Source organism: Streptomyces sp. NRRL F-5727 (assembly GCF_000719555.1).
Classification (GTDB): domain Bacteria; phylum Actinomycetota; class Actinomycetes; order Streptomycetales; family Streptomycetaceae; genus Streptomyces.
In genome coordinates, this window is sequence record NZ_JOGX01000084.1 from 1 (window position 1) to 22,074 (window position 22,074).

General features: G+C 75.0%; 18 protein-coding genes and 2 tRNA genes. 9 read left to right on the forward strand and 11 right to left on the reverse strand.

Features of this window, described 5'->3' with window-relative positions; all coding sequences use genetic code 11:
- Positions 1-20: 20 nt before the first annotated feature.
- From IF73_RS38240 to IF73_RS0133915, 3 genes are all read left to right on the forward strand, one after another.
- Positions 21-1,814 (forward strand): SPFH domain-containing protein, encoded by a 1,794-nt coding sequence (locus IF73_RS38240; protein ID WP_078868405.1) that lies wholly within the window; start codon positions 21-23, stop codon positions 1,812-1,814.
- A 201-nt stretch (positions 1,815-2,015) separates the two neighbouring features.
- Complete coding sequence (locus IF73_RS0133910) at positions 2,016-2,606, forward strand: lytic polysaccharide monooxygenase auxiliary activity family 9 protein (RefSeq protein WP_031014612.1); 591 nt, start codon at positions 2,016-2,018, stop codon at positions 2,604-2,606.
- A 25-nt stretch (positions 2,607-2,631) separates the two neighbouring features.
- Complete coding sequence (locus IF73_RS0133915; RefSeq protein ID WP_031014613.1) at positions 2,632-4,311, forward strand: AMP-binding protein; 1,680 nt, start codon at positions 2,632-2,634, stop codon at positions 4,309-4,311.
- Positions 4,312-4,314: 3 nt separating this feature from the next.
- Here IF73_RS0133915 and IF73_RS0133920 read toward each other — a convergent pair whose 3' ends face one another.
- Positions 4,315-4,464: a hypothetical protein gene (locus tag IF73_RS0133920; RefSeq protein ID WP_158822230.1), complete on the reverse strand. Its 150-nt coding sequence runs from the start codon at positions 4,462-4,464 to the stop codon at positions 4,315-4,317.
- Between the two features lie 82 nt (positions 4,465-4,546).
- On the opposite strand from IF73_RS0133920, the gene IF73_RS0133925 reads away from it, so the two are divergent.
- Together IF73_RS0133925 and IF73_RS0133930 are read left to right on the forward strand one after the other, a co-directional pair.
- Positions 4,547-5,842, forward strand: a complete 1,296-nt coding sequence (locus tag IF73_RS0133925; RefSeq protein ID WP_037881357.1) for a sensor histidine kinase — start codon at positions 4,547-4,549, stop codon at positions 5,840-5,842.
- The gene (locus IF73_RS0133930; RefSeq protein ID WP_031014619.1) at positions 5,782-6,435 is read left to right on the forward strand and encodes a response regulator; all 654 of its coding nucleotides are present in this window, start codon (positions 5,782-5,784) and stop codon (positions 6,433-6,435) included. Before IF73_RS0133925 ends, IF73_RS0133930 begins: the two co-directional genes overlap by 61 nt.
- 59 nt (positions 6,436-6,494) lie before the next feature.
- On the opposite strand, the gene IF73_RS0133935 is transcribed toward IF73_RS0133930, so the two are convergent.
- Together IF73_RS0133935 and IF73_RS0133940 are read right to left on the reverse strand one after the other, a co-directional pair.
- Positions 6,495-6,568, reverse strand: a tRNA-Lys gene (locus IF73_RS0133935).
- An 88-nt stretch (positions 6,569-6,656) separates the two neighbouring features.
- A complete protein-coding gene (locus IF73_RS0133940; RefSeq protein ID WP_031014621.1) occupies positions 6,657-7,415 on the reverse strand; it encodes an IclR family transcriptional regulator in 759 nt (252 codons plus the stop codon).
- 375 nt (positions 7,416-7,790) lie between these two features.
- On the opposite strand from IF73_RS0133940, the gene IF73_RS0133945 reads away from it, so the two are divergent.
- Both IF73_RS0133945 and IF73_RS0133950 read left to right on the forward strand, forming a co-directional pair.
- Positions 7,791-8,894: an LLM class flavin-dependent oxidoreductase gene (locus IF73_RS0133945; protein ID WP_031014623.1), complete on the forward strand. Its 1,104-nt coding sequence runs from the start codon at positions 7,791-7,793 to the stop codon at positions 8,892-8,894.
- 253 nt (positions 8,895-9,147) lie between these two features.
- Positions 9,148-10,863 carry a glycosyl hydrolase family 18 protein gene (locus IF73_RS0133950; RefSeq protein ID WP_031014625.1) on the forward strand — a complete coding sequence of 572 codons (1,716 nt, stop codon included), beginning with the start codon at positions 9,148-9,150 and terminating at the stop codon, positions 10,861-10,863.
- A 100-nt stretch (positions 10,864-10,963) separates the two neighbouring features.
- Here the strand turns inward: IF73_RS0133950 and IF73_RS0133955 are convergent, their stop codons facing one another.
- A complete protein-coding gene (locus tag IF73_RS0133955) occupies positions 10,964-12,859 on the reverse strand; it encodes a putative bifunctional diguanylate cyclase/phosphodiesterase (RefSeq protein ID WP_031014627.1) in 1,896 nt (631 codons plus the stop codon).
- Positions 12,860-13,186: 327 nt separating this feature from the next.
- Between IF73_RS0133955 and IF73_RS0133960 the strand changes: the two genes are divergently transcribed.
- Positions 13,187-14,467: a M6 family metalloprotease domain-containing protein gene (locus IF73_RS0133960; protein WP_420706602.1), complete on the forward strand. Its 1,281-nt coding sequence runs from the start codon at positions 13,187-13,189 to the stop codon at positions 14,465-14,467.
- A 61-nt stretch (positions 14,468-14,528) separates the two neighbouring features.
- On the opposite strand, the gene IF73_RS0133965 is transcribed toward IF73_RS0133960, so the two are convergent.
- The 6 genes from IF73_RS0133965 to IF73_RS0133990 all read right to left on the reverse strand — a co-directional run bounded on the left by IF73_RS0133965 (position 14,529) and on the right by IF73_RS0133990 (position 19,933).
- Positions 14,529-14,602, reverse strand: a tRNA-Lys gene (locus IF73_RS0133965).
- Positions 14,593-15,237 (reverse strand): hypothetical protein, encoded by a 645-nt coding sequence (locus tag IF73_RS39165; RefSeq protein ID WP_031014632.1) that lies wholly within the window; start codon positions 15,235-15,237, stop codon positions 14,593-14,595. Before IF73_RS39165 ends, IF73_RS0133965 begins: the two co-directional genes overlap by 10 nt.
- 166 nt (positions 15,238-15,403) lie before the next feature.
- A complete protein-coding gene (locus IF73_RS0133975) occupies positions 15,404-15,760 on the reverse strand; it encodes a hypothetical protein (RefSeq protein ID WP_031014634.1) in 357 nt (118 codons plus the stop codon).
- Positions 15,761-15,852: 92 nt separating this feature from the next.
- Entirely contained in the window at positions 15,853-17,199 is a 1,347-nt protein-coding gene (locus IF73_RS0133980; RefSeq protein WP_234338420.1) for an AAA domain-containing protein, read from the reverse strand.
- Positions 17,196-18,785: a hypothetical protein gene (locus tag IF73_RS0133985; protein ID WP_031014638.1), complete on the reverse strand. Its 1,590-nt coding sequence runs from the start codon at positions 18,783-18,785 to the stop codon at positions 17,196-17,198. Before IF73_RS0133985 ends, IF73_RS0133980 begins: the two co-directional genes overlap by 4 nt.
- Positions 18,776-19,933, reverse strand: a complete 1,158-nt coding sequence (locus IF73_RS0133990; protein ID WP_031014640.1) for a hypothetical protein — start codon at positions 19,931-19,933, stop codon at positions 18,776-18,778. Before IF73_RS0133990 ends, IF73_RS0133985 begins: the two co-directional genes overlap by 10 nt.
- A gap of 138 nt (positions 19,934-20,071) precedes the next feature.
- Between IF73_RS0133990 and IF73_RS0133995 the strand changes: the two genes are divergently transcribed.
- Positions 20,072-20,668 (forward strand): histidine phosphatase family protein, encoded by a 597-nt coding sequence (locus tag IF73_RS0133995; RefSeq protein ID WP_031014642.1) that lies wholly within the window; start codon positions 20,072-20,074, stop codon positions 20,666-20,668.
- An 11-nt stretch (positions 20,669-20,679) separates the two neighbouring features.
- Here IF73_RS0133995 and IF73_RS0134000 read toward each other — a convergent pair whose 3' ends face one another.
- On the reverse strand, positions 20,680-21,966 hold the full coding sequence (locus tag IF73_RS0134000) for a hypothetical protein (RefSeq protein WP_037881364.1): 1,287 nt from the start codon (positions 21,964-21,966) through the stop codon (positions 20,680-20,682).
- Between the last annotated feature and the right edge of the window lie 108 nt (positions 21,967-22,074).

The window sequence follows — 22,074 nt, forward strand, 5'->3', positions numbered from 1 at the left end:
CCACCCCCCCCCCCGTCACCGTGCCCCCCGGCCCCCGCCCCACCCCCACGGTCGCCGACACGCCGGGACACCCGCGCCCGGCCGCCCCGGCGGAGGAGACGCCCCCGCCGCCGGCGCCCACCCTCACGGCGGACGCGAGCGGCACGACCCCGGCGCCCGAGCCCCGACGGACCCCGGCGCCCGCGCCCGACGCGCCCCCGGCGCCCGCGCCCACCGGCGAGGCGGCGCCCGCGCCCGACGCGCCGTGGGTCGCCCCCCGGCCGGACGCGGCGCGCCCCACGCCGTCCGGCGTCGCCTCCCCGCTCGGCGTACCGGCCGCCGACGGGTCGGCCCCGGCCACCGTCCGCCCGGAGCCGGAGCCGGAGCCGGAGCCGGAGGCCGGCGCCGCCGCGCGTACGCCGGTCGGCTCCGCCTCCGCCGCCCGCCTGGCCGGCACGGCACAACCGGCACGTACCACCGACACCGCCCCTGCGAACGACCCCGCCCCCGTCCCCGACACCGCGTCCGGTGACGCCGCCGCGGCCGGCAGCTCCGATCTGCCGGGCGCCGTGGGGGTCGGCGTGTTCAAGGAGGAGCGGGACGTGCTCGACTTCGGGCGGATCACCGGCGGGAAGGTGGCGTCCGTCGCCGTGCCGGTCGCCGCCGTGGGACGGCTGCCGCGCCGGAAGAACGTCATCGGGGCGGAGACCACCGGATCGATCCCCGTCCACCTGCTCTTCCGCGACGGCGGCGACACCCCCGGCACCGCCGCCGCCACCGACGACGACGGCGGTCCCGACACCGTCGCGATGGCCCCGCCCGCCGTCCGGGCCGCGCGGGCCGCGCAGCCGGCGAAGGCCGCACAGGCCGCGATCCCCAGGCCGGCCAAGCCCGCGCGTACCGCGTCCGCGCGGCCCGCGCCGACGGCCGACCCGGCGCTCGTGGAGCGGGCCGCGGCGGTGCTGCCGGGCTGGGTCGGCGTGGCCGGCGGGCTGCTCGCGCTCGCGGGGTGCGCGGCGGTCGTGTGGTGGGCGGGCGTCGTGCCCGCCGAGGCCGCGCGGATGCTGCGGCTGCCGCCGCGTCCGTACCACGGGGTCCACCTCGCCCAGTGGGCGCTGCTGGCGCTCGGCGTGCTGGTCCTGCTCTTCGCGGTGGGCGGGCTCGGCCGCGGCAGGGTCGGGTACGCCTGGGTGCTGACCCTGTTCGGCGAGTACCGCGGCACGGTGCGGCGTACCGGCCTGGTCTGGGCGAGTCCGCTGCTGCTGCGCCGCCGGGTGGACGTCCGGCTGCGGCACTGGCGCAGCGAGCCGCTGCCGGCGGTGGACGCGAAGGGGACGGCGCTGGACGTGACCGTGCTCGTCGTGTGGCGGGTCCGGGACACCGTGCGCGCCGCGCTCGGGGTCGACGGCCACGAGGACTACCTGCGCGAGCAGGTGGAGGCGGCGATGGCCCGGGTGCTGTCTCAGTTGCCGGCGGACGCGTTCCACGAGGACGCGCCGACGCTGCGGGACGCGGAGGCGGTCGGCGAGGCGCTGACGCGGATGCTGTCGGCGGAGTGCGCCCCGGTCGGCCTGGACGTGTTCTCGGCGCAGCCGACGCGGATCGAGTACGCCCCCGAGGTCGCGGAGGCGATGCGCCGCCGCCGGATCGCGGCGATCGACGCGAAGCACCGGGACAGCGTGCTGACGTCGGTGGTGGACGCGGTGGACGACGTGGTCCACCGGCTGACCAGTCGTGGTCTGGTCGAGCTGGACGACTACGAGCGGAAGGCGCTGGTGAAGGACCTGACGGTGGCGTTCTACACGGGCCGTGGGGGTCCGGGGGAGGGTGCCTGAGGCCGGTCGGGGCCGCGGGTCCCCGCGGCGCGGCGAGGGCGGTCGGGGTCTCCCCGGCCGCCCTCGCCGTTGGTATGGACATGTTCAACTTCCCTCCCTACCTTGGTACTTGGTCTAGACCTAGAGCGGTTCCCTCCGCACGCGTGCAGCACAGCCCACGGGCATCACAGAACTCCCCCACGTTCTCCCTGGAGCGACAGCATGCGCAAAAAGACAGGGCTGGCCGCCGTGGCGCTCGGCGTCACGGCCGCCTCCCTCTTCGCCACCAGCACCGCGAACAGCCACGGCTACACCGACTCGCCCATCAGCCGCCAGAAGCTCTGCGCCAACGGCACGGTGACGAACTGCGGCGACATCCAGTGGGAGCCGCAGTCGGTCGAGGGGCCCAAGGGCTTCCCGTCCGCCGGCCCCGCCGACGGCACCCTCTGCGCCGGCGGGAACTCCCGCTTCGCGCAGCTGGACGACCCGCGCGGCGGCACCTGGCCGACGACGAGGGTCACGGCCGGTCAGAGCTACACCTTCCGCTGGCAGTTCACGGCCCGCCACCGCACCACGGACTTCCGGTACTACATCACCAGGAACGGCTGGAACCCGGCCGCCAAGCTCACCCGGGCCCAGCTCGACCCGCAGCCGTTCCTCACCGTCCCGTACAACAGCCAGCAGCCGCCGTCGACGCTCTCGCACTCCGGGACCCTCCCGGCGGGCAAGACGGGCCGCCATCTGATCCTGGCGGTGTGGACGATCGCGGACACCGCGAACGCCTTCTACGCCTGCTCGGACGTTCAGTTCTGACGTATCGTCAGTTACAGTCCGGGCCATGACGGCCACACCACGGGCAGGCGCGGACACCGTCGCGGAGCTGATACGGCGCCGCTGGGGCGACCACCGGACCGGGCTGCGGGACGAGCACCACACCCTCAGCCACCACCGGGCCACCGCGGGCGCCGCCGCCCGGGCCGCCCTGCTCGTGGACCTGATGCCACCCCGGTCGGGGGGCGAGCCGCACCTCGGCCTGCTGCTGGACAACACGCCGGAGTACCCGCTCTGGCTCGGCGCGGCGGCCCTCGCGGGGGCCGCCGTCGTCGGGATCAACCCCACCCGGCGGGGCGCCGAACTCGCCCGCGACATCACCCACACCGCCTGCCGGGTCCTCGTCACCCAGCGCGCCCACCTGCCGCTCCTCGACGGTCTGCCACTGCCCGGGGTCCGCCTCCTGGTCACCGACACCGCGGCGTACCAGGACCTCCTCGCGCCCTACGCGGACGCCCGCCCCGGCGACGCCGTCCTCGGCCCGGTGACCCCCGCCACCCGCTACCTCCTCACCTTCACCTCCGGCTCCACCGGCGCGCCCAAGGCCGCGCTCCGCAGCCAGGGCGCGGTCGCGTCGGCCGGTGCCGCGCTGGCCCGCGCGTTCTCCGTCGGTCCCGACGACACCCACTACATCTGCATGCCGATGTTCCACGGCAACGCCGTCATCGCCGACTGGGCCCCGGCGCTCGCCGCCGGCGCCGGGACCGCCCTCCGCGCCCGCTTCTCCGCCTCCCGCTTCCTCCCGGACGTCCGCCGCTTCGACGCCACCTACTTCACCTACGTCGGCCGGGCCGTCCAGTACCTCCTCGCCACCCCGCCCGGCCCCCACGACCGCGACCACCGACTCCGCCTCGGCTTCGGCACCGAGGCGGGCGCCGTCGACGCGGCCCGCTTCCGCGAACGCTTCGGGGTGCCGCTCGTCGAGGGGTACGGCTCCTCCGAGGGCGGCGCGTCGGTCCAGCGCACGGCCGACACCCCGGCCGGCGCGATCGGCCGCGCGGCACCCGGCGACGACCTCGCCGTCGTCGACCCCGAGACCCTCCGCGCATGCCCGCCGTCCCGCTTCTCGCCCACCGGCCGCCTCCTCAACGCCGACGAGGCCGTCGGCGAACTCGTCAACCGCGGCGGCACCGGCACCTTCGAGGGCTACTGGCGCAACCCGGACGCCGAGGCGGCCCGCCGACGCGGCGGCTGGTACTGGACCGGCGACCTCTTCCACCGCGACGAGGCCGGCTTCCTCTACTTCGCCGGCCGCACCGACGACCGGCTCCGCGTCGACGGCGAGAACCTCGCCGCCGCCATGATCGAGGCGATCCTCTCCCGCTGGGACCGCGCGGCCGGCGTCGCCGTCTACGCCGTCCCCGACCCGGTCTCGGGCGACCAGGTCATGGCCGCGCTCGCCCTGCGCCCCGGCGCGACCTTCGACCCGACGGCCTTCGCCGCCTTCCTGGCGGCCCAGCCCGACCTCGGCACGAAGATGCCCCCGCGCTTCGTCCGCGTCACCCCCGCCCTCCCCCTCACCGCCACCCACAAGATCCACCGCGTGGCCCTCCGCCGAGCCTCCTTCCTCTGCGACGACCCGGTCTGGTGGCGCCCGGCACCCGGCGTCCCGTACGAACCCCTCACCGCCTCCGCCCTCACCGACCTCCGCGCGGAATACACCCGCCACGGCCGCACCCCGACGTAGCCGTCAGGCCGGGCGGCAGACCAGGTGCCCGGTGAAGAACACGGCCGCCGCCTCGCCCCGCACCGGCCGAGGCCGCCCCGGCTCCCGGTAGTCCTCGCGCGTCTCGTCGGACAGCACCCGCACGCATGGCCCGACGCCCCCGTTGATCGTCATGGCCGGTAGGCCCAGCCCCACCCCCGCCACACCCACCCGCCCCCTCGCCCCGGCGAGTCGGCCCCGCCTACGGTGGGCGCTCATGGAAGCCCGTGACGTGCGGCAGGCGCTGGTGCGCCGCCCCTGGCAGTACCCGTTCGGCGCGTGGCCGTGGCGGGCCGCCGCGTATCTGGTGGGCGGGGCCCTCGGGGGCGCCCTCGCCTGCGTGGTCCTGCTCGTGCTGCTCCTCGCCTCGCTGCTCCTCGTCGGGATCCCGCTGCTGCTGTCCGGCGGGGTCGCGCTCGGCGGGATCGAGCGGCTGCGGCTGCGGCTGGTGGACCGGCGGCCGGCCGCCGACCCGCACCGGCTGCCCGCCGCGCCGGGGCTCGGCGCCTGGGTGCGGACGCGGGCGGGGGAGCGGGCGACCTGGCGGGAGCTGGCGTACGCGCTGCTCTTCGCCACCGTCCTGTGGCTCCTCGACGCCCTCGTGCTCGCCGTCGCCGTCGCCGCGCCCGGCACCCTGCTCGCCGCGCCGCTGCTGCTCGCCGCCGACGGCAGGGAGACCAAGCTCCTCAAGAGCGTGCTGGTGACCTCGTACCCGGGGGCGTTCGCCGCCGTCGTCGTCGGCGCGCTCGCCCTGGTCGTCCTCTCCTACCCCCTCGGCCTGTACGCGGCCGGGCGCGGCGCGCTCGCCCGGGCGCTGCTCACGTCCGGCGAGCGGGACGGGCTCGGCGAGGTCATCGCCTCCCGGGCCCGGCTGGTCGACGCCTTCGAGGCCGAGCGCCGCCGCATCGAGCGGGACCTCCACGACGGGGCCCAGCACCGGCTCGTCGCGCTCACCATGACGCTGGGCCTGGCCCGGCTCGACGCGCCGCCGGGCGGGCCGCTGGCCGAGCGGCTGGCGCAGGCGCAGGAGGAGGCCGGGCAGGTCCTCGCCGAGCTGCGCGAGCTGATCCACGGCATCCATCCGCAGGTCCTCGCCGACTACGGCCTCGGCCCGGCCCTCGCCGACGCCGCCGACCGCACCGCCGTCCCCGTCGACGCCGACCTCGACGGGCTGCCCCGGCTGCCGGCCGCCGTGGAGAGCGCCGCGTACTTCACCGGCCGCGAGGCGCTCGCCAACGTCGACCGGCACAGCGGCGCCGGCCGCGCCCGCCTCACCGGCCGCCACGACGGCAGGGTCCTCGTCCTGACCGTGGAGGACGACGGGCGCGGCGGCGCCGACCCGGCCGGGGGCTCGGGGCTCACCGGACTCGCCGACCGGCTCGCCGTCCTCGATGGCACACTGACGATCACCAGCCCGCCGGGCGGGCCGACGGTCCTACGAGTGGAGATCCCGTGCCGCGTGCGCTCCGAGTCGTCCTCGCCGAGGACGGCGTCCTCCTCCGGGAGGGCCTGATCGGGCTGCTGTCCCGTTTCGGCCACGAGGTGGTGGCCGCGGTCGGCGACGCGGAGGCGCTGCGCGCGGCGGTCGCCGCCCACGACCCGGACGTGGTCCTCACCGACGTGCGGATGCCGCCGGGCTTCCAGGACGAGGGGCTGCGGGCCGCCGTCGCCCTGCGCGCCGAGCGGCCCGGCCTGCCGGTCCTCGTCCTCAGCCAGTACGTGCAGCGGGACTACGCCTCCGACCTGCTCGACTCGGGCGACGGCAGCGGCGTCGGCTATCTGCTGAAGGACCGGGTGGGGCAGGTGGAGGAGTTCGTGGACGCCCTGGACCGGGTCGCCGCCGGCGGCACGGTCGTCGACCCGGAGGTCGTACGGCAGCTGCTGCGCCGCCGCCGGGACCCGCTGGCCGCGCTGACCCCGCGCGAGCGGGAGGTTCTGGCGCTGGTCGCGGAGGGGCACTCGAACGGCGAGGTGGCCCGCCGGCTCGTCGTCACCGAGGCCGCCGTCGGCAAGCACATCGGCAACATCCTGGCCAAGCTCGACCTGCCGCCGGCCGAGGACACCCACCGCCGGGTCCTCGCCGTCCTCGCCTATCTCCAGGCGTGAGGGCCCCCGGGGCATGCAGAAGAGGCCCCTCGCTTTCGCGAGGAGCCTCCTCCTGTCGGTGCGCCGCCAGGGACTCGAACCCCGGACCCGCTGATTAAGAGTCAGCTGCTCTAACCAACTGAGCTAGCGGCGCCTGCTGACAGAGAAAATACTACCTGGTCCCGGGGGGTGCTCGTGACCACCCCGCCGGGACCGCTCCGCCGGACCCCGGTCCGCGCGCCTCAGATCGCCAGCGACAGCACCACCGGGGCCGCCCGCCGGTTCAGCGTGTCGGCGGCCGAGCGCAGCCGGTGCGCGTGCTCGATCGGGAGGGAGAGCGCCAGGCAGCCCACGGCGGAGCCGGCCGTCAGCGGGACCGCGGCGCAGACCGTGCCGACCGCGTACTCCTGGAGGTCGAGGACCGGGACGGTGGGCGGCTGGCTGTCCAGCTTGGAGAAGAGCACCTTCTCGTTGGTGATCGTCCGGGAGGTGAGCCGGGCGATCTTGTGCCGGGAGATGTGGTCGCGCCGCCCGTCGAGGTCGAGCTGGGTGAGCAGGCACTTGCCGACGGCGCTGGCGTGGGCCGCGGAGCGGAAGTCGACCCACTCGTGCACCTTGGGGGTGCGCGGGCCGTCGGCGAACTGGGTGATCTTCACCTCGCCGTCGATGTACCGGCTGATGTAGACGGCGGCGCCGACGGAGTCCCGCAGCTCGGTGAGGGTCTCCTGGAGCTTGGCCTCCAGGGCCTCGCGGCGGGTCGAGCCGGAGCCGAGGAGGACGAGGGAGTCGCCGATGACGTACGCGCCGTCGGAGACCTGTTCGACGTACCCCTCGCGGCGGAGCATGAGGAGCAGCGACGACAGATGGGCGACGGGCAGTCCGGCCTCCCGTGCGATCTGCACGTCCGACACCCCGCCGCCGTGGCGCGAGACCGTCTCGAGGACGCGCAGGGCGTACTGCACCGAGTGGAACGGCGCGGTGGGCTCGGGCTTCAGCGCCACGGTTTCCCCCTACCAGGTTGTGACCGCAAGCTTCCGTACCACGATAGCCGCCAAGGGCCCTTTACGGGGCGGCTGTTGGCGAGAATCATGCGGGGGATCCCCGCCCTGTACTGGGGCGCGCCACCCTGGCATATGACAGGGGCATGGCCAGCTGTAAGAGTCGGAGGTCAGAAGCGTGCGGGCGTGCGCTCGCGCGGGTGTTCGGCCCGCGGGGAAGCGAGGAATTCCTGGGGGGATCCGGACCCGGAATCCGCCGCTCCGTTGGCCGGAATGTGACTCCGGTCACCCGGATCGCCCCGAACGCCCCGGAATAAGGGCCGGAGCACCCCTGTTGGCGATCCGATGGACGTACCCGCGCGGAGGAAGGACCGGACGGTGAGCGAGACCGGCACCCAGGAAGAAGCGGCCACGGCGGACCACGCCATACGCGGAGAGGCCCTGGGCAGCGCCCCCGTACCGCTCTCCGTGCTGGACCTGGTGACGGTCGGCAGCGGCTCCACCGCGAGCCGCTCGCTCGCCACCAGCGTGGAGCTGAGCCGGCTCGCCGAGCGGCGCGGCTACCACCGGCACTGGGTGGCCGAGCACCACTCGATGCCCGGGGTCGCCTCCTCCTCCCCGGCGGTGATCCTCGCCCACCTCGCCGCCCACACCCGCCGCATCCGCCTCGGCTCCGGCGGCGTGATGCTCCCCAACCACGCCCCCCTGGTGATCGCCGAGCAGTTCGGCACCCTGGAGGCGCTCGCCCCGGGCCGGATCGACCTCGGCCTCGGCCGCGCCCCCGGCACCGACGGCGCCACCGCCGCCGCCCTGCGCCGCAGCGACACCCTGAACGAGGGCGCCGACGACTTCCCGGAGCAGCTCTCGGAGCTGACCCGGTTCCTGGACGACGACTTCCCGGACGCGCACCCGTACTCCCGGATCCACGCCGTGCCCGGGCCGGTGCAGGGCCCGAAGGGGCGCCCGCCGGTCTGGCTGCTCGGCTCCTCCGGCTTCAGCGCCCGGCTGGCCGGCCTCCTCGGCCTGCCCTTCGCCTTCGCCCACCACTTCTCGGCCCGCAACACCCTCCCCGCCCTCGACCTCTACCGGGAGTCCTTCCGTCCCTCCGCGGTGCTGGACGAGCCCTACGCCCTGATCGGGGTCGCCGCCCTCGCCGCCGACGACGAGCGGGAGGCGCACCGCCAGGTCCTCACCGGCGCGCTGTCGATGCTGCGGCTGCGCACCGGCCGCCCCGGGCTCATCCCGACCCCGGAGGAGGCGGCGGCGTACGGTTTCGCCCCGGCGGAGCGGGAGTTCGTCGACGGCTGGCTGGCGAACGTCGTGTACGGCACCCCGGACGCGGTCCGGACGGGCCTGGACGAGCTGGTGAAGCGGACCGGCGCGGACGAGCTGATGCTCACCGCCAACGTGCACGGCGGGGCGGCGCGACTGCGGAGCTACGAACTGATCGCGGACGCCTACGGCTTGCCCGAGCTCGACTGAATCCCGGATTCCGGCGGGGAGCGGTTCCTTCCCGAACCACCCCGCCGGCTTCCCTAAGTGAACCTTAAACCGCTCGTCACCGATGGTGGCGGGCGGTTCCGTTTTGTGCTGCACGCCGCTGACAAGGGCTTTCTCCGCCCAATTGGTCTAGTCCTCAATCTGGTTCAGACCATTGACGCGCCGTTCACGCGGGGGCTATCACTGCTCCAACTCCTGTACGGCACCACCAGTACCCCCCCATCGGAGGACGCTCGTGCACCCCCGTAAGTCATTGATCGCCGCGCTGCTCAGCTCGGCCCTCGCCGCCGGCGCCCTCGCCGCGACCGCGGGCCTCGGTTCCGCGCAGGCCGCCGACGCCTCGACGACCGCCTCCGCCGGCGGCGTGCGCATCGCGTACTACGACCAGTGGAGCGTGTACGGCAACGCGTTCTACCCCAAGCACCTCGACACGCGGGGCATCGCGAGCCAGCTCGACGTCATCAACTACTCGTTCGGCAACATCCACCCGACGAACCTCACGTGCTTCATGGCCAACAAGGCCGCGGGTGACGACAACAACCCGAACGCGGGCGACGGCGCGGGCGACTCCTACGCCGACTACCAGAAGTCCTTCTCCGCGGCCGACTCCGTCGACGGCGTCGCCGACAAGTGGGACCAGCCGATCGTGGGCGTCTTCAACCAGTTCAAGGAGCTGAAGGCGAAGTACCCCCACCTGAAGATCAACATCTCGCTCGGCGGCTGGACCTACTCCAAGTACTTCCACGACGCCGCGAAGACCGACGAGAGCCGCAAGAAGCTCGTCTCCTCCTGTATCGACCAGTACCTCAAGGGCAACCTCCCGGTCGAGGGCGGCTTCGGCGGCCCCGGCACGGCGGCGGGCATCTTCGACGGCATCGACATCGACTGGGAGTACCCCGGCTCCTCCGGCGGCCACCTGGGCAACCACTACGGCCCCGAGGACAAGCAGAACTTCACCCTGCTCCTCGCCGAGTTCCGCAAGCAGCTCGACGCCTACGGCGCGGCCAACGGCGGCAAGAAGTACCTGCTGACCGCGGCCCTCCCGGCCGGCCAGGACAAGATCAGGTACATCGAGACGGACAAGATCGGCGCGTACCTCGACTACGCGAACATCATGACGTACGACATGCACGGCGCCTGGGACGGCGACGGGCCGACGTACCACCAGTCCCCGCTGTACTCCGGCTCGAACGACCCGACCGACGTCATCGCGCCGGGCCAGGAGAAGTACTCGATCGACGCCGCCATCGACTCCTGGATCGACGGCAACCCGACCTACGGCATCACCGGCGGCTTCCCGGCCGGCAAGCTGACGCTGGGCTACGAGTTCTACTACCGCGGCTGGAAGGGCGTGCCCGCCGGCACCACCAACGGCCTCGCGCAGACCGCCACCGGCGGCTCCAACGCCCGCCCGCTCTCCCAGCAGGCCGGCATCGCCCACTACAAGGAGCTCGGCGGCGTCGTCGACAACGCCTCGACCACCTTCTGGGACGACCAGGCCAAGTCCTCGTACTTCTACAAGGACGGCGAGTTCTTCACCGGTCTGAACCAGCGCTCCATCCAGGAGCGGGTGAACTACGGCAAGCAGCGCGGCCTGGCCGGCGCGATGATGTACTCGCTCCTCGGCCTGGACGAGAACGCCACCCTGCTGAAGCAGATCAACACCGCGCTCGGCGGCACCACCGTCCCGCCGACCACGCCGCCCACCACCACGCCGCCGACCACCCCGCCCACCACGGAGCCGACCACGCCTCCGACCACCACCCCGCCGACCACGCAGCCCCCGGCCGGCTGCGGCTCGCTCCCGGCCTACGTCGCCGGCCAGGTCTACACCGCGGGCAACGAGGTCTCCCACAACGGCCGCAAGTGGAAGGCCAAGTGGTGGACCCAGAACGAGACCCCCGGCACCACCGGCGAGTGGGGCGTCTGGCAGGACCTCGGCGCCTGCTGAACCCCTGACCGCCCCGCGTAGAACCGCATGAACCGCTGCCCCCGCCCGGAATGTCCCTCCGGCCGGGGGCAGTCCCATGCCCGGGTGCTCCCGCGCGGCCTCAGACCCGCAGCGGGGTCGTGCCCTCCAGCATCGCGGCGATCCGGTCCGGGCCCACCGCCCGCGAGTACAGCCAGCCCTGCCCGGTGTCGCAGCCGATCCGCCGCAGCCGGGCCGCCTGCCCGGCCGTCTCCACGCACTCGGCGGTGACGGTGAGCCCGAGCCGGTGGGCGAGCTGCACCAGCGCCTCCACGATCAGCTCGTCCGCCGGGTTGGCGTGCTCCTCGTCCTGGAAGCCGCGCACGAAGGAGCCGTCCAGCTTCAGGACGGAGACCGGCAGCCGGCTCAGATAGGCCAGGTTCGAGTAGCCGGTGCCGAAGTCGTCGATGGCGATCCGCACCCCCATGTCGCTGAGCGCCTGGAGCGCCTGGAGCGGCCGGCCGGCCGAGCCCATCACCGCCGACTCGGTCAGCTCCAGCTGGAGCAGGTGCGGGGCGAGCCCCGTCTCGGCGAGGATCCCCGCCACGTCCGCCACCAGGTCCGAGTCCCACACCTGACGGACCGCCACGTTCACGCTCACGAAGAGCGGCCGCTCGCGCGGATGGTCCTTCTGCCACTGCCGGGCCTGCTCGCAGGCGGTCCGCAGCACCCACCGCCCCAGCTCGACGATCGAGCCGTCCTCCTCGGCGATCCCGACGAACCGATTCGGCGGCAGCACCCCGAACTGCGGGTGGTTCCAGCGCACCAGCGCCTCCACCCCGCGCACCGCCCCGCCCGCCAGATCGACCAGCGGCTGGTACTCCAGGGCGAACTCCCCGCGCTCCACGGCCGGCCGCAGCGTCGAGGAGAGCGCCTGCCGCGTCATCCGGTGCGCGTTGCGCTCCGGGTCGAAGAGCGTCCACCGGGCCTTGCCGTCGGCCTTCGCCCAGTACAGCGTGGTGTCGGCGGCCTGCATCAGACAGGTGGCGGTGGCGCCGGCGGCGGCGCGCTCGACGACGCCGATCGAGGCCGAGACGGAGAGCCGCTGCCCGCCGAGGTCGAAGGGCCGCTCCAGTGCGCGCAGCACCGAGCGGGCCAGATCCGCGAGTTGTTCCGTACCGGTGGAGTCCTCGACGAGGAGGGCGAACTCGTCGCCGCCGAGCCGGGCCACGAGGTGGCCGCCGCTGCGGGTGTAGCCGGCGCTGTCCGCGCACTCGGTGAGCCGCCCGGCGACGGCGGCGAGCAGCCGGTCGCCGATCCGGTGCCCGAGCGTGTCGTTGACCGCCTTGAAGCCGTCGAGGTCCAGGTAGCAGAGGCCGATCCGCCCTGTTCTGCCATGGCCGTGCGACTGATACGACCGCGGGGTGCGGTGGGCCCGGTACGGCTCCGGCGCGTCGGCCTGCCCGAGCGGCCCGCCCGCGCCGGCGGTTGCCTCGGCGCTCTCCGCCGCCGCCGTCTCCAGGGCGGCCGAGAGGCGCTCGAAGAAGAGCGCCCGGTTGGGCAGCCGGGTCACCGGATCGTGCATCTGGAGGTGGCGCAGCCGGGCCTGGAGCTCGCGCCGCTCGCTGATGTCCGCGACGGAGAGCAGCACCCGGCCGGTGTCGGGGACCGGGGCGACGGTGACCTCGGCCCACAGCCTGCGCCCGTCCGGGTGCTTGAGCCGGCGGGTGCAGCGGAAGCGGGAGCGGCGGCCGCGCAGCACCTCGCGGTAGGCGTGCCAGGTGCGTCCGTCGGCGGCGAGGTCCACGAGGTCGGCGGCGGCCTGCTCGCGCAGGGCGGCGCTGTCGGTGCCGAGGAGGGTGCCGAGCGAGTCGTTGGCGGCGATCACCAGGCCGTCCCGGTCCACCAGGGCCATGGCCAGCCGGGAGACGCGGAAGGCGGCCCGGTAGTCGCGGAGTTCACGCTCCGTGAGTGCCGGGCGGGCCGGCGGGATGCCGGGCGGTTCTGGGTGTGCCGGTCCTTCGGGGGTTCCGCTCACCGCTCGCTCCCGTGGTGCAGGGGGGCCGTTCACATGTGGTCGGGATGGTCGGCCTGGGACAAGTGTGCCGATCATAGAGCCAGCGCGGGTGGCCGTTCCAGCGACGGAGCGGGTGGCCGGGGCCCCGGACGGTGTGAGGCTGACCACCGGACGCCGACTCCGCGACCGTTTCCGCACGGGTCTGACGTGCGACGGCGCCGGGATGACCGAAGGTGACTGTCCGTGAGCTGAAGTCCGATCGTCTCGTGTCCACCCGGCGCCGCGCTCTCACCCGACCGGGGCAGCGGAAACATGCGAAACACCGCGAACCATCACAAGGTGGTGGAGGTGTCCCGCACTCGCGAACCGGAGGTCCACGTGGAGGGTCAGCAGCCACCCGAGGGAGTGGAGCGCTCCCGGCTGCGCGCCGGAGCCGCCTCGTTCACCGCGCTCGTCGCGCTCGCGGCCACCGGCCTGGTCACCGGGCCCGCCGTGGCCGCGTCCTCGGCCGGCCCCTGCGCCCTGCCCCGTACCGCCGCGCACCACTCGCTCGGCCTCTCCAGCTGGAACGGCTCCTATCCGCGCCCCGAGCGTGCCCTCGACGCGGTGATGATCTTCCTGTCGTTCCCGGACGCGGCACCGCTGACCACTCCGGAGCAGCTGACCGCCGACCACTTCCCGGCGACCACCGAGTTCTTCCAGCGGGCCTCCTACGGGCGGTTCACCCTGCGGCCGCACCCCCGCACCGCCTGGACGGAGATGCCCCGCCCCTCCACGGAGTACGACATACGGCGTGACTGGGACGCCGGGAAGCGGGCCGCCTACCTGCGGGACGCGATCGCCGCGGTCGACGACTCCGTCGACTTCTCCCGGTACGACATCGTCTACCTGGTCGCCGACCCGGACGCGCCCGGCGTGGACTCGGACGCCACCAAGGTCGTCAACCTGGAGCGGCCGCTGGAGGCCGACGGCACGCCGATCCGGCGGGTCGTCACGGTCTTCGAGCGGCATCCGCCGGACCGGAACGTCCTCGCCCACGAGACCGGCCACGTCTTCGACCTGCCCGACCTGTACCGCCGGCCCGCCGACGGCAAGGGCGACTGGGACACCCATGTGGGGGACTGGGACGTCATGGGCAGCCAGTTCGGGCTCGCCCCGGACCCCTTCGGCTGGCACAAGTGGAAGCTGGGCTGGCTCGACCGCTCCCAGGTGGCCTGCGTCCAGGGCGGCGAGCCGCGGGTGGTCGGCCTGGAGCCGGTCTCCGCCGCCCCGGCGACCCCCACCACGCGCTCCACCCGGCTCGCCGTCGTCCGCACCGGCCGGGACAGCGTCCTCGCGATCGAGGCCCGCGCGGCCACCGGTAACGACGCCGACACCTGCACGGAGGGCGTCCTCGTCTACCGGGTCCGGGCCGGCGCGCCCTCCGGCGACGGCCCGGTCGAGGTCGTCGACGCCCACCCGGACACCGAGGCGTGCTGGGAGCGCTCGGTCTACCCGCCGCTCGCCGACGCGCCGATGGAGGTGGGGGAGACGCTCACCGTGCCCGGCACGGGCGTCCGCGTCGAGGTCGCCGACCGCAGCGAGGCCGGCGTCTGGACGGTGAGGATCACCCCGCCGATCACGGAGTAGACCGGACCCGTCCCGGCACGCAAGAAGGCCCCTCACTCGCGTGAGGGGCCTTCTCTGTCGGTGCGCCGCCAGGGACTCGAACCCCGGACCCGCTGATTAAGAGTCAGCTGCTCTAACCAACTGAGCTAGCGGCGCCTGCTGACGTCGTAGACATTAGCATCCTGAGCGGCGGGAGTGAAAATCGATACCCGCACGTCGGCCGCGGAAACCGTCCGGGCCGCCCGCACAGAGGCCCACAGCATCACCTCGGGCCCGGGCAGCCACGGCCTCCGGGTGTCCGGGGCGACCAGCCAGCGCGGCCCGGACCCGCTCCCGCCCGGCACCAGCGCCGGCACGGTCACCGCGTCGCCGGTGCCGTGACAGAGCGGCCGCGGCACCGCGTCGCCCCACTCCTCCCAGTCGAGCAGCGCGGGCAGCCGCTGCGCCGTGCCGGGCGCGGCGAAGAGCAGCATCCGCCCCCGGTGCGCGGCGACCGGGCCCGAGCCCGGACCCTCCTCCCAGAGCCGGTCCAGCATCCGCCGCCCGAAGACCGGGTCCACGCTGACCACGTCGAAGACCGTCCCGCACGGCAGCACCGCCGGCGACTCCGGCCGCGCCTCCCAGCGCGCGAGCGACGCCCCGGGGTCCCCGCTCGCCGCCGAGGCCAGCCAGGCGGCGCCGTCCGCCGTCACCCGGGCGGTCTGGTGCCGGTCCTCGTCCCCCGTCCGCAGGAAGCGGAAGACGTCGGGGGTGTACGGGGTCTCGTCGCGCATCCAGGTCGTCGTCGTCATGCGACAGGTCTACCGCCGGTGACGAAGCGAAAGCCGAGAGTTCCGGAAACGCGGACAGCGGCGCCGCGGGAGGAGTATCGTGCGCCCCGCATATGCCGAACGCCTGTTCCGGCCCGGCCGTGCCGATCCGCCGGGGGCCGCCGGCCCACCCCACCGAGGCCGCCCGTCAGTCCTCCGCGGGCCGCCCGTTCGTACGGATCAGATCCCGCCCGAACTCGATCATCTTCCGCGCGTAGTCCTCGGTCCAGGCCGCCCGCTCGGCCACGTCCGCCGCCGTCAGCCGGTCGAACCGCTTCGGATCGGCGAGCTGCGCCGCGGCGACGGCCTGGAACTCGATCGCCCGGTCCGTCGCCGCCCGGAACGCCAGCGTCAGCTCGGTCGCCCGGGACAGCAGCTCCTTCGGGTCCTCGATCGACTCCAGGTCGAAGAAGTGCTCCGGGTCGGCGGTCGCCTCGGCAGGCTCGAAGATCAGGGGCGCGGGACGCAGCCGCCGCTGTCCGCTCCGCTCCGCGGGTTCCGCCATCGTTCCGCTCCTCCTCGCACACGCAGATGACCCGGACACCCGGACCACCCCCCATTGTCCCGCGCCCCGCAAGACCGCCCCGCGGCCGCCGCTCAGGGCGTCCAGGGCACCCGGTGCTCCGCCAGGTGGGACAGGACCGCGTGGTTCGCCTCCCACCCGTCGGGGAACTTCACGGTGACGCCCAGCTGGACCGGTTCCGTGGAGGGGTGCTCGTCGAGGAGGTCCGTGACGCCGGCGCGGCAGACGACGACGCAGGCGTGGCGGTGGCGGGAGGCGAGGACGCAGAGGCGGCCGGTCTCCAGGTGGAAGGCGGTGGCGTCGGGCCGGCCCGACAGGGGGTGGAGGACGACCGTGACGTCGTACTCGCGGCCCTGGAGCCGGTTGGCCGTGTCGACCGTCACCCCTGACACGCCGAGGTCCGCCAGGGCCGCGCGGACGGCCGCCGCCTGGTCGCGGTGGGCGGTGCCCACCGCGATCCGGTCCGCGGTCAGCGGCACGGGCGTGTCGGAGCGCTCGCTGACCGCCGCGCCGCCCCGGTCCAGCAGGCGGCGGACCACCAGGGCGACCGCGTGGACGGCCTCCGGGTCGGTGCGCGGGGTGTGCCGGGCGGGCAGTTCGAGCAGACCCCAGCCGGACTCGGCCGCCTCGTCCAGGACCCGGTCCGGGGCGGAGCCGTCCGAGGCCGTGCCGAAGGCGAGCCGGCGGTCCCCGGGGCCGGTGCCCGAACGGAACGGCGTGTACGGGTAGAAGGCGTCCGACACCAGCGGCGCCGCCGACGCGGGCAGCCGCCAGGAGACCGGCAGCCGGTGCTGCGGCAGCTCCGGGTTGTGCGCGAGCAGCGTCGAGACCGCCGAGGCGGACGGGTCGTACGAGAGCCCCGCCCACTGGTCCGCGCCGACCACCGAGAACGGGTCCAGCTGCCCCGGGTCGCCCACGAACAGCGCCCGCTCGAACAGCCCCGCCACGGCGAGCAGCGCGTCCGAGCGCATCTGGTACGCCTCGTCCACGATCGCGTGCGCCCACGGCTCCACGTTCTTCACGTGCGCCCACTTGGCGGCCGTCGAGATCACCACCGGCAGCCCGGCCAGGTCCCCCGCCTTCGCCGACTTCCGTACGTGTTCCAGCGCGTCGAGCGCCCGGTCGTACGGGTCGCTGTCGCTGGAGTGCAGCCGGCCCACCTCCAGGTCCGGCTCCTTCTCGGCGAGCCGCAGCACCAGGTCGTCGACCTGCGCGTTGGTCTGCGCCACCACCATCAGGGGGCGCCCGGCCGCGGCCAGTTCGAGCGCGGCCCGCACCACCAGCGTCGACTTGCCGGCGCCGGGCGGGGAGTCGACGACGACGCCCCGGGCGGTGCCGTGCAGGGTGCTCTCCAGGATCGCGGCGGTCGCCGCCGCGGCGGCCGCGCCCGGGTCGGGCACGGCGGGGTCGTACAGGGTCACAGCAGGTCCTCGGGGGTCACGGCGTCGGGCAGCTCGGCGTCGGCGGAGCGCGGCGGGCCGCCGTGGGTCCACGGCGTCTCCTCCGGGTCGGGCAGCTTCGGCCCCACCCGCTGGTCGTGCTCGAAGAGCGTCCAGGCGATCCGCTCGCCCTTCTCCGGCACCGTGCCCTCCGCGGGCTCCTTCGACCGGCCCATCTTGTCCAGCAGCCGCAGCACCAGGGAGCCGTCCTCCTCGCGGCGGACGAACTCCGCCGACTGCGGCTTGCCGCCCAGCGAGCGGTACACCTTCACGCCCTCGTCCAGATGCGGCCGGTCCTCGGTGCGGACCGTCAGCAGCGGGCGCGGCGCGGGCCGCTTCGACTCCGTCCACGCCATGGTCACCTCGGTGACCTCCCCGGTGAACGCCTCCCCGGAGAGCCGCCGGCCGGCGAGCACCAGCGGATCGTCCAGCGCCTCCTGGGCGTCCAGCTGCCCCTGCGCCTGCTCGCGCGCGGCGAGCTTGGCGGCGGCGGTCACGGCGTCGTCGCGGCGCGGCTGCGGCGGCTCCCCGGCGGTGATCCGGTCCCGGTGCGCCGTGAAGGACCAGCGGTCCCGGGTCCACCGGTCGGCGACCCGGGCCCCCTCGGGCAGCTCCCGCAGCAGGCCGAGCGCCCGCCAGGTCGCGTCCCAGACGGGCTTCAGCTGGGAGCCGACGAGCCGCCGGATCTCCCGCTCGGCCCGGTGCAGGCCGGCGAGCGCCGCGTCGGCCGCCTCGCCGTCCTCGGCGGCGCCGACGGCCTGCCGGGCCCGGTCGTACGCCTCGATCGCGGGCGCGAGGAGCCGGTTGTCGAAGGCAGGGTCGGTCGCGGGCCCGGCCGGCGGGCACAGCAACTGCCCCTCCGCGTCCCGCCCCAGCTCGGCCCGGTACGCGGCGCGGGCGCCGGACTCGCCCTCCGGCGGGTCGATCCAGGCGAGCAGCGCCCCCAGGTGCTGGTCCTCCAGGGAGGACTGGCCGGTCGCCCAGTGCCGGTTGAGCAGGTCGGTCGCCGCGAGCAGCAGCGAGGAGCCCGGCACCCGGGCCCGCTCGCCGTAGTGGGTCAGCCACCGCCCGAGCAGCGGCACGCGCGGCGGCGCCGGGTACGGCGTGTCGGGGTCCTGTTCGGCGGTGCGCCGGAACCGCGTGGACCGCCCCAGCAGCCGTACGTACTCGATCCCGGCCCGGCTGGGCACGATCAGCTGCGGCGCGTCGGCGCACAGCTCGACCTCGACCTTCGCCTTCTTCCCGGTCTCCGGGTCCGTCTCGTTCCGCTCGACGAGCTCGACGGCGTCCGCGTACCCGTCGACGTACGGCAGCACCTCCTCGGCCAGCTCGGCGAGGAACGCGAACCGCAGCTCCCGGTCGCGCGGCTGGGGCACCACCAGGAGCCGCGGCTCCTCCGGGTCGGTGCCGACCAGCGCGCCGAGCGGGGCGCCCGCCTCGCCGGCCGTGGTCAGCGGCACCAGGACGAGCGGCCGCGCGCCGAGGTGCCGGTGCCGGACGGTCGCCAGCGGTTGCGCCCGGCCCGCCTCCACGGCCTCCATCCGGGCCAGGTGCGCGATCAGCGACATGCCGCGGCCTCCGTCAGCGCTTCCTGCCGCAGCGCCCGCGCCCGGCGCAGCGCCGCCACCGCCGGGTCCCGCGGGTCGCCGTCCTCCCCGCGCGCGGCGGCCAGCACCGCGCCGACCGTGGTGAGCCCGCCCAGCTCGCCCCGCACCGACCGTCCCAGGGTCTGCACCGCGTCCGCCTCCCGGGCCCGCGACCGGCAGTGGAAGCCCAGCTCGCAGGCGGCCAGGCACTCCGGCGCGTACGCGTGCGGGACCGCCTCCACGGCGGCCGCCAGCTCCTCCGCCGAGCATCCCCGCACGTCGAAGCTCAGCCCCTCGGGCAGCGCGTCGGCGATCTCCTCGATCCGGGTCAGCCGCGCCAGCTGGCGCCGGGTCACCGCCCGCTGCCTGCGCACGTCCACCACGGAGGCCGTCGGCAGGTTCGAGAAGTCCTTCGGGCAGACCAGCAGCACCGCGTGGCCGACCTCGGCGCCCTCGGTGAGCGCCGCGACCCGCTCCAGCGCCAGCACGTACACGGCCGCCTGCCGGGCCGCCGCGCCCACCTTCGCCGCGTCCGCGGCCCCGTCCACCATCGGGAACGACTTGATCTCCACGACCGTCCACCGCCCGGCCGGGTCCACCACCACCGCGTCCGGCTCCAGGTGCACGGGCGACCCCGCCACCTCCAGCGTCAGCAGCGGATGGTCGAGCAGCGTCCACCCGCCGGCCGCGGTCGCCTCGCGCAGCGCGAGCGCCGTCCGCGCGGTCCGCCCCTCGGGCCCGGACGCCGACAGGTCCGGTACGGAGACGGCCCCCGGGTCCTCGACGCCGAGCAGCCGCAGCAGCTCCCGCCCGCCGTCCGCCTTGACCTTCGCCTCGAAGCTGTTGCCCCGCACGATCGCGAACTGCGACTGGCCGAACGGCGCCGGCGAGCCGAGCCGCGACGCGAGCGCCCCCTTGTCCACCCCCGCGCCGTCCAGCAGCGCCCGGCGCCTGCACCCCGGGTTCGCGGCGAGCGCGGCCAGCGCCCGCGCGTCCAGCGGGCGCGGCGGAACGGCCGGCCCGCGCAGTTCGGCGAGTCTCTCCCGCGTCCTGCGCCGGCTCGCCGGGGTCGGCTCGGGGTCCGTCGTGTGCGGCGGCCGTGACCCGCCGTCGTCCAGGGATGCGCTCACCCGCGGAAGTGTCGCATCCGCCACTGACAACGCGGGCGCGTTCCGGCCCGGGGACACCGGGAGTTCGCGCCCGGGCCGCCTGCGCGATGATGAGGAGACCCGTCCCATCCGCGTCGCACCCTCCGGAGAGCCCCACCCATGGCACCGCGCATCCTGCTCGCCCGTCACGGCCAGACCGAGTGGTCGCTCCTCGGCCGCCACACGGGCAGGACCGACATCCCGCTGCTCGACGAGGGCCGGCGCGGCGCCAAGCTGCTCGGCGAGCGCCTGCACCGGGGCCCCTGGCAGGGGCTGCCCGGTGTCGAGGTGCGCACCAGTCCGCTGGTCCGGGCGCGCGAGACCTGCGACCTGGCCGGCTTCGGCGACCGCGCGGAGCCCTGGGACGCCCTGATGGAGTGGGACTACGGCGCCTACGAGGGCCTCACCCCGGCCCAGATCCACGCCACCCGCCCGGACTGGCTGATCTGGCGCGACGGCGTCCCGGAGGGCGAGTCGCTGGCCGGGCTGTCGGCCCGCGCCGACGAGGTCGTCGAGTGGGCCCGCTCGGCCGACCGGGACGTCCTGGTCTTCGCCCACGGCCACATCCTCCGCTCCATCGGTGCCCGCTGGCTCGGCGAGGACGTGTCCTTCGCCGCCCGCATCCGCCTGGACCCGACGAGCCTCTCGGTCCTCGGCTGGGCGTACGGCGCGCCGGCGATCGAGCGCTGGAACGACACCGGGCACCTGGAGGGCTGACCCCGGGCGGCTCACGCACCCGTCAGGATGAGGCGGGTCTCGGCCAGCAGCCCCCGGATCCGCGCCGACGCGATCCCGTCCATCGAGTCCGCCACCCGCCGCGCCTCCGCCTCCGCCTCGTCGCGGCGGCCGGCGCGGGCGAGGTTGCCGGCGAGCTGGGCGCGGTAGAGGGCGAGGTTGCGGGCGAAGCGGGGGTGCTGGAGGACGGTGGCCCGGTGGGAGTGGCGGGCGGCGCGGCTCCAGTCGCCGAGGGCGGCCCAGCAGTGCGACTCCAGGGCCTCCAGTTCGGGTTCGCCGAAGAAGGACATCCACTCGGGGTCCTGTTCGGCGTGGCCGCGGCCGAAGTGGTCGTGGGCGCGGCCGAGGCACTCCTCCGCGGAGGACCGGTCGCCGAGCCCGGCCCAGGCGGCGGCCTCGCGCAGGGAGAGCAGGGCGAGCAGCCGGGGGGAGGCGAGCGGCGCGGCGGCCCGCAGTCCGGCCTGGGCGGCGCGGACGGCCTCGCGGTAGCGGCCGGTGTCGCGGGCGAGGAAGGAGGTGTTGCAGAAGGCGTGCGCCTCCAGGGCCGCGTTCCCGGAGACCCGGGCGGTGGCGAGGGCCTCGGCGTAGTGGGAGCGGGCGTCCTCGTGGCGGCCCGAGTCGTGGGCGAGCCAGCCGACGGAGAGCGACAGCTCGCCGGCGCCGGCGAGCAGCCGGTCCTCGGTGGAGCGGCGGGCCGCGGTGCCCTGGTCGAGCAGCGCGTAGGCGGTGCGGAGCGGCTGGGCGGCGACCTTGTAGAGCCCGTCGGCGCCGTGCCGGTCGTCGAGCAGGCGGATCTGCCGTACGGCGTCCTCGACGGCGAGGACCTCGGCCTCGCCGATGCGGTGGGTGCCGCGGGGGCTGGGGATCGCGGCGGCGGTCGAGCCGAGTCCCCAGGAGGCGGCCGCCAGGGTGGCGGTGCCGCTCGTCATGAATGCGCGACGCAGCACGTCGCTCTCCTCATCGTTCCGGGTCGGGAGGGCGGGGGGCCCCGAGGCCCCGGCCGGGGCGGCCTGCCGTCGGCCGCGTACCGCCTCCCGTGCGGAGAAACCCAGGTCGGCAAGGGTCAGCCCGGGGAACATGTGCAGGAAGACCCGCTCGTACGCGTAGTTCGGGCAGCGGATCTCGCCCGCCTCCACGCGACCGATGTAGCGGGCGTCGCACGCGACCTGTTCGCCGATCTCCCGTGCCGCCCGGCGGACCGAGGCGGCGAACTCCGCCGGCGAGTGCTGTCCGCGGAGCCGTCGGAAGGCGAGATTGGGAACTGCCCGTGACATGGCCATGGCCGAGCCCTCTCCTGGTGCTGCCGGGTGTTCCGGCGGCATGAACGTACCTGCTGTGACCGGATGCGTACGCTGAGTTTGGCTACAAATCGGATATCTCGCCTGCGA

Excerpts from the sequence above, each read along its gene's own strand:
- IF73_RS0133910 (WP_031014612.1), top strand. The coding sequence starts at position 2,016 with ATGCGCAAAAAGACAGGGCTGGCCGCCGTGGCGCTCGGCGTCACGGCC.
- IF73_RS0133915 (WP_031014613.1), top strand. The coding sequence starts at position 2,632 with ATGACGGCCACACCACGGGCAGGCGCGGACACCGTCGCGGAGCTGATA.
- IF73_RS0133920 (WP_158822230.1), bottom strand. The coding sequence starts at position 4,464 with ATGACGATCAACGGGGGCGTCGGGCCATGCGTGCGGGTGCTGTCCGAC.
- IF73_RS0133925 (WP_037881357.1), top strand. The coding sequence starts at position 4,547 with ATGGAAGCCCGTGACGTGCGGCAGGCGCTGGTGCGCCGCCCCTGGCAG.
- IF73_RS39165 (WP_031014632.1), bottom strand. The coding sequence starts at position 15,237 with ATGACGACGACGACCTGGATGCGCGACGAGACCCCGTACACCCCCGAC.
- IF73_RS0133975 (WP_031014634.1), bottom strand. The coding sequence starts at position 15,760 with ATGGCGGAACCCGCGGAGCGGAGCGGACAGCGGCGGCTGCGTCCCGCG.
- IF73_RS0133985 (WP_031014638.1), bottom strand. The coding sequence starts at position 18,785 with ATGTCGCTGATCGCGCACCTGGCCCGGATGGAGGCCGTGGAGGCGGGC.
- IF73_RS0133995 (WP_031014642.1), top strand. The coding sequence starts at position 20,072 with ATGGCACCGCGCATCCTGCTCGCCCGTCACGGCCAGACCGAGTGGTCG.
- IF73_RS0134000 (WP_037881364.1), bottom strand. The coding sequence starts at position 21,966 with ATGGCCATGTCACGGGCAGTTCCCAATCTCGCCTTCCGACGGCTCCGC.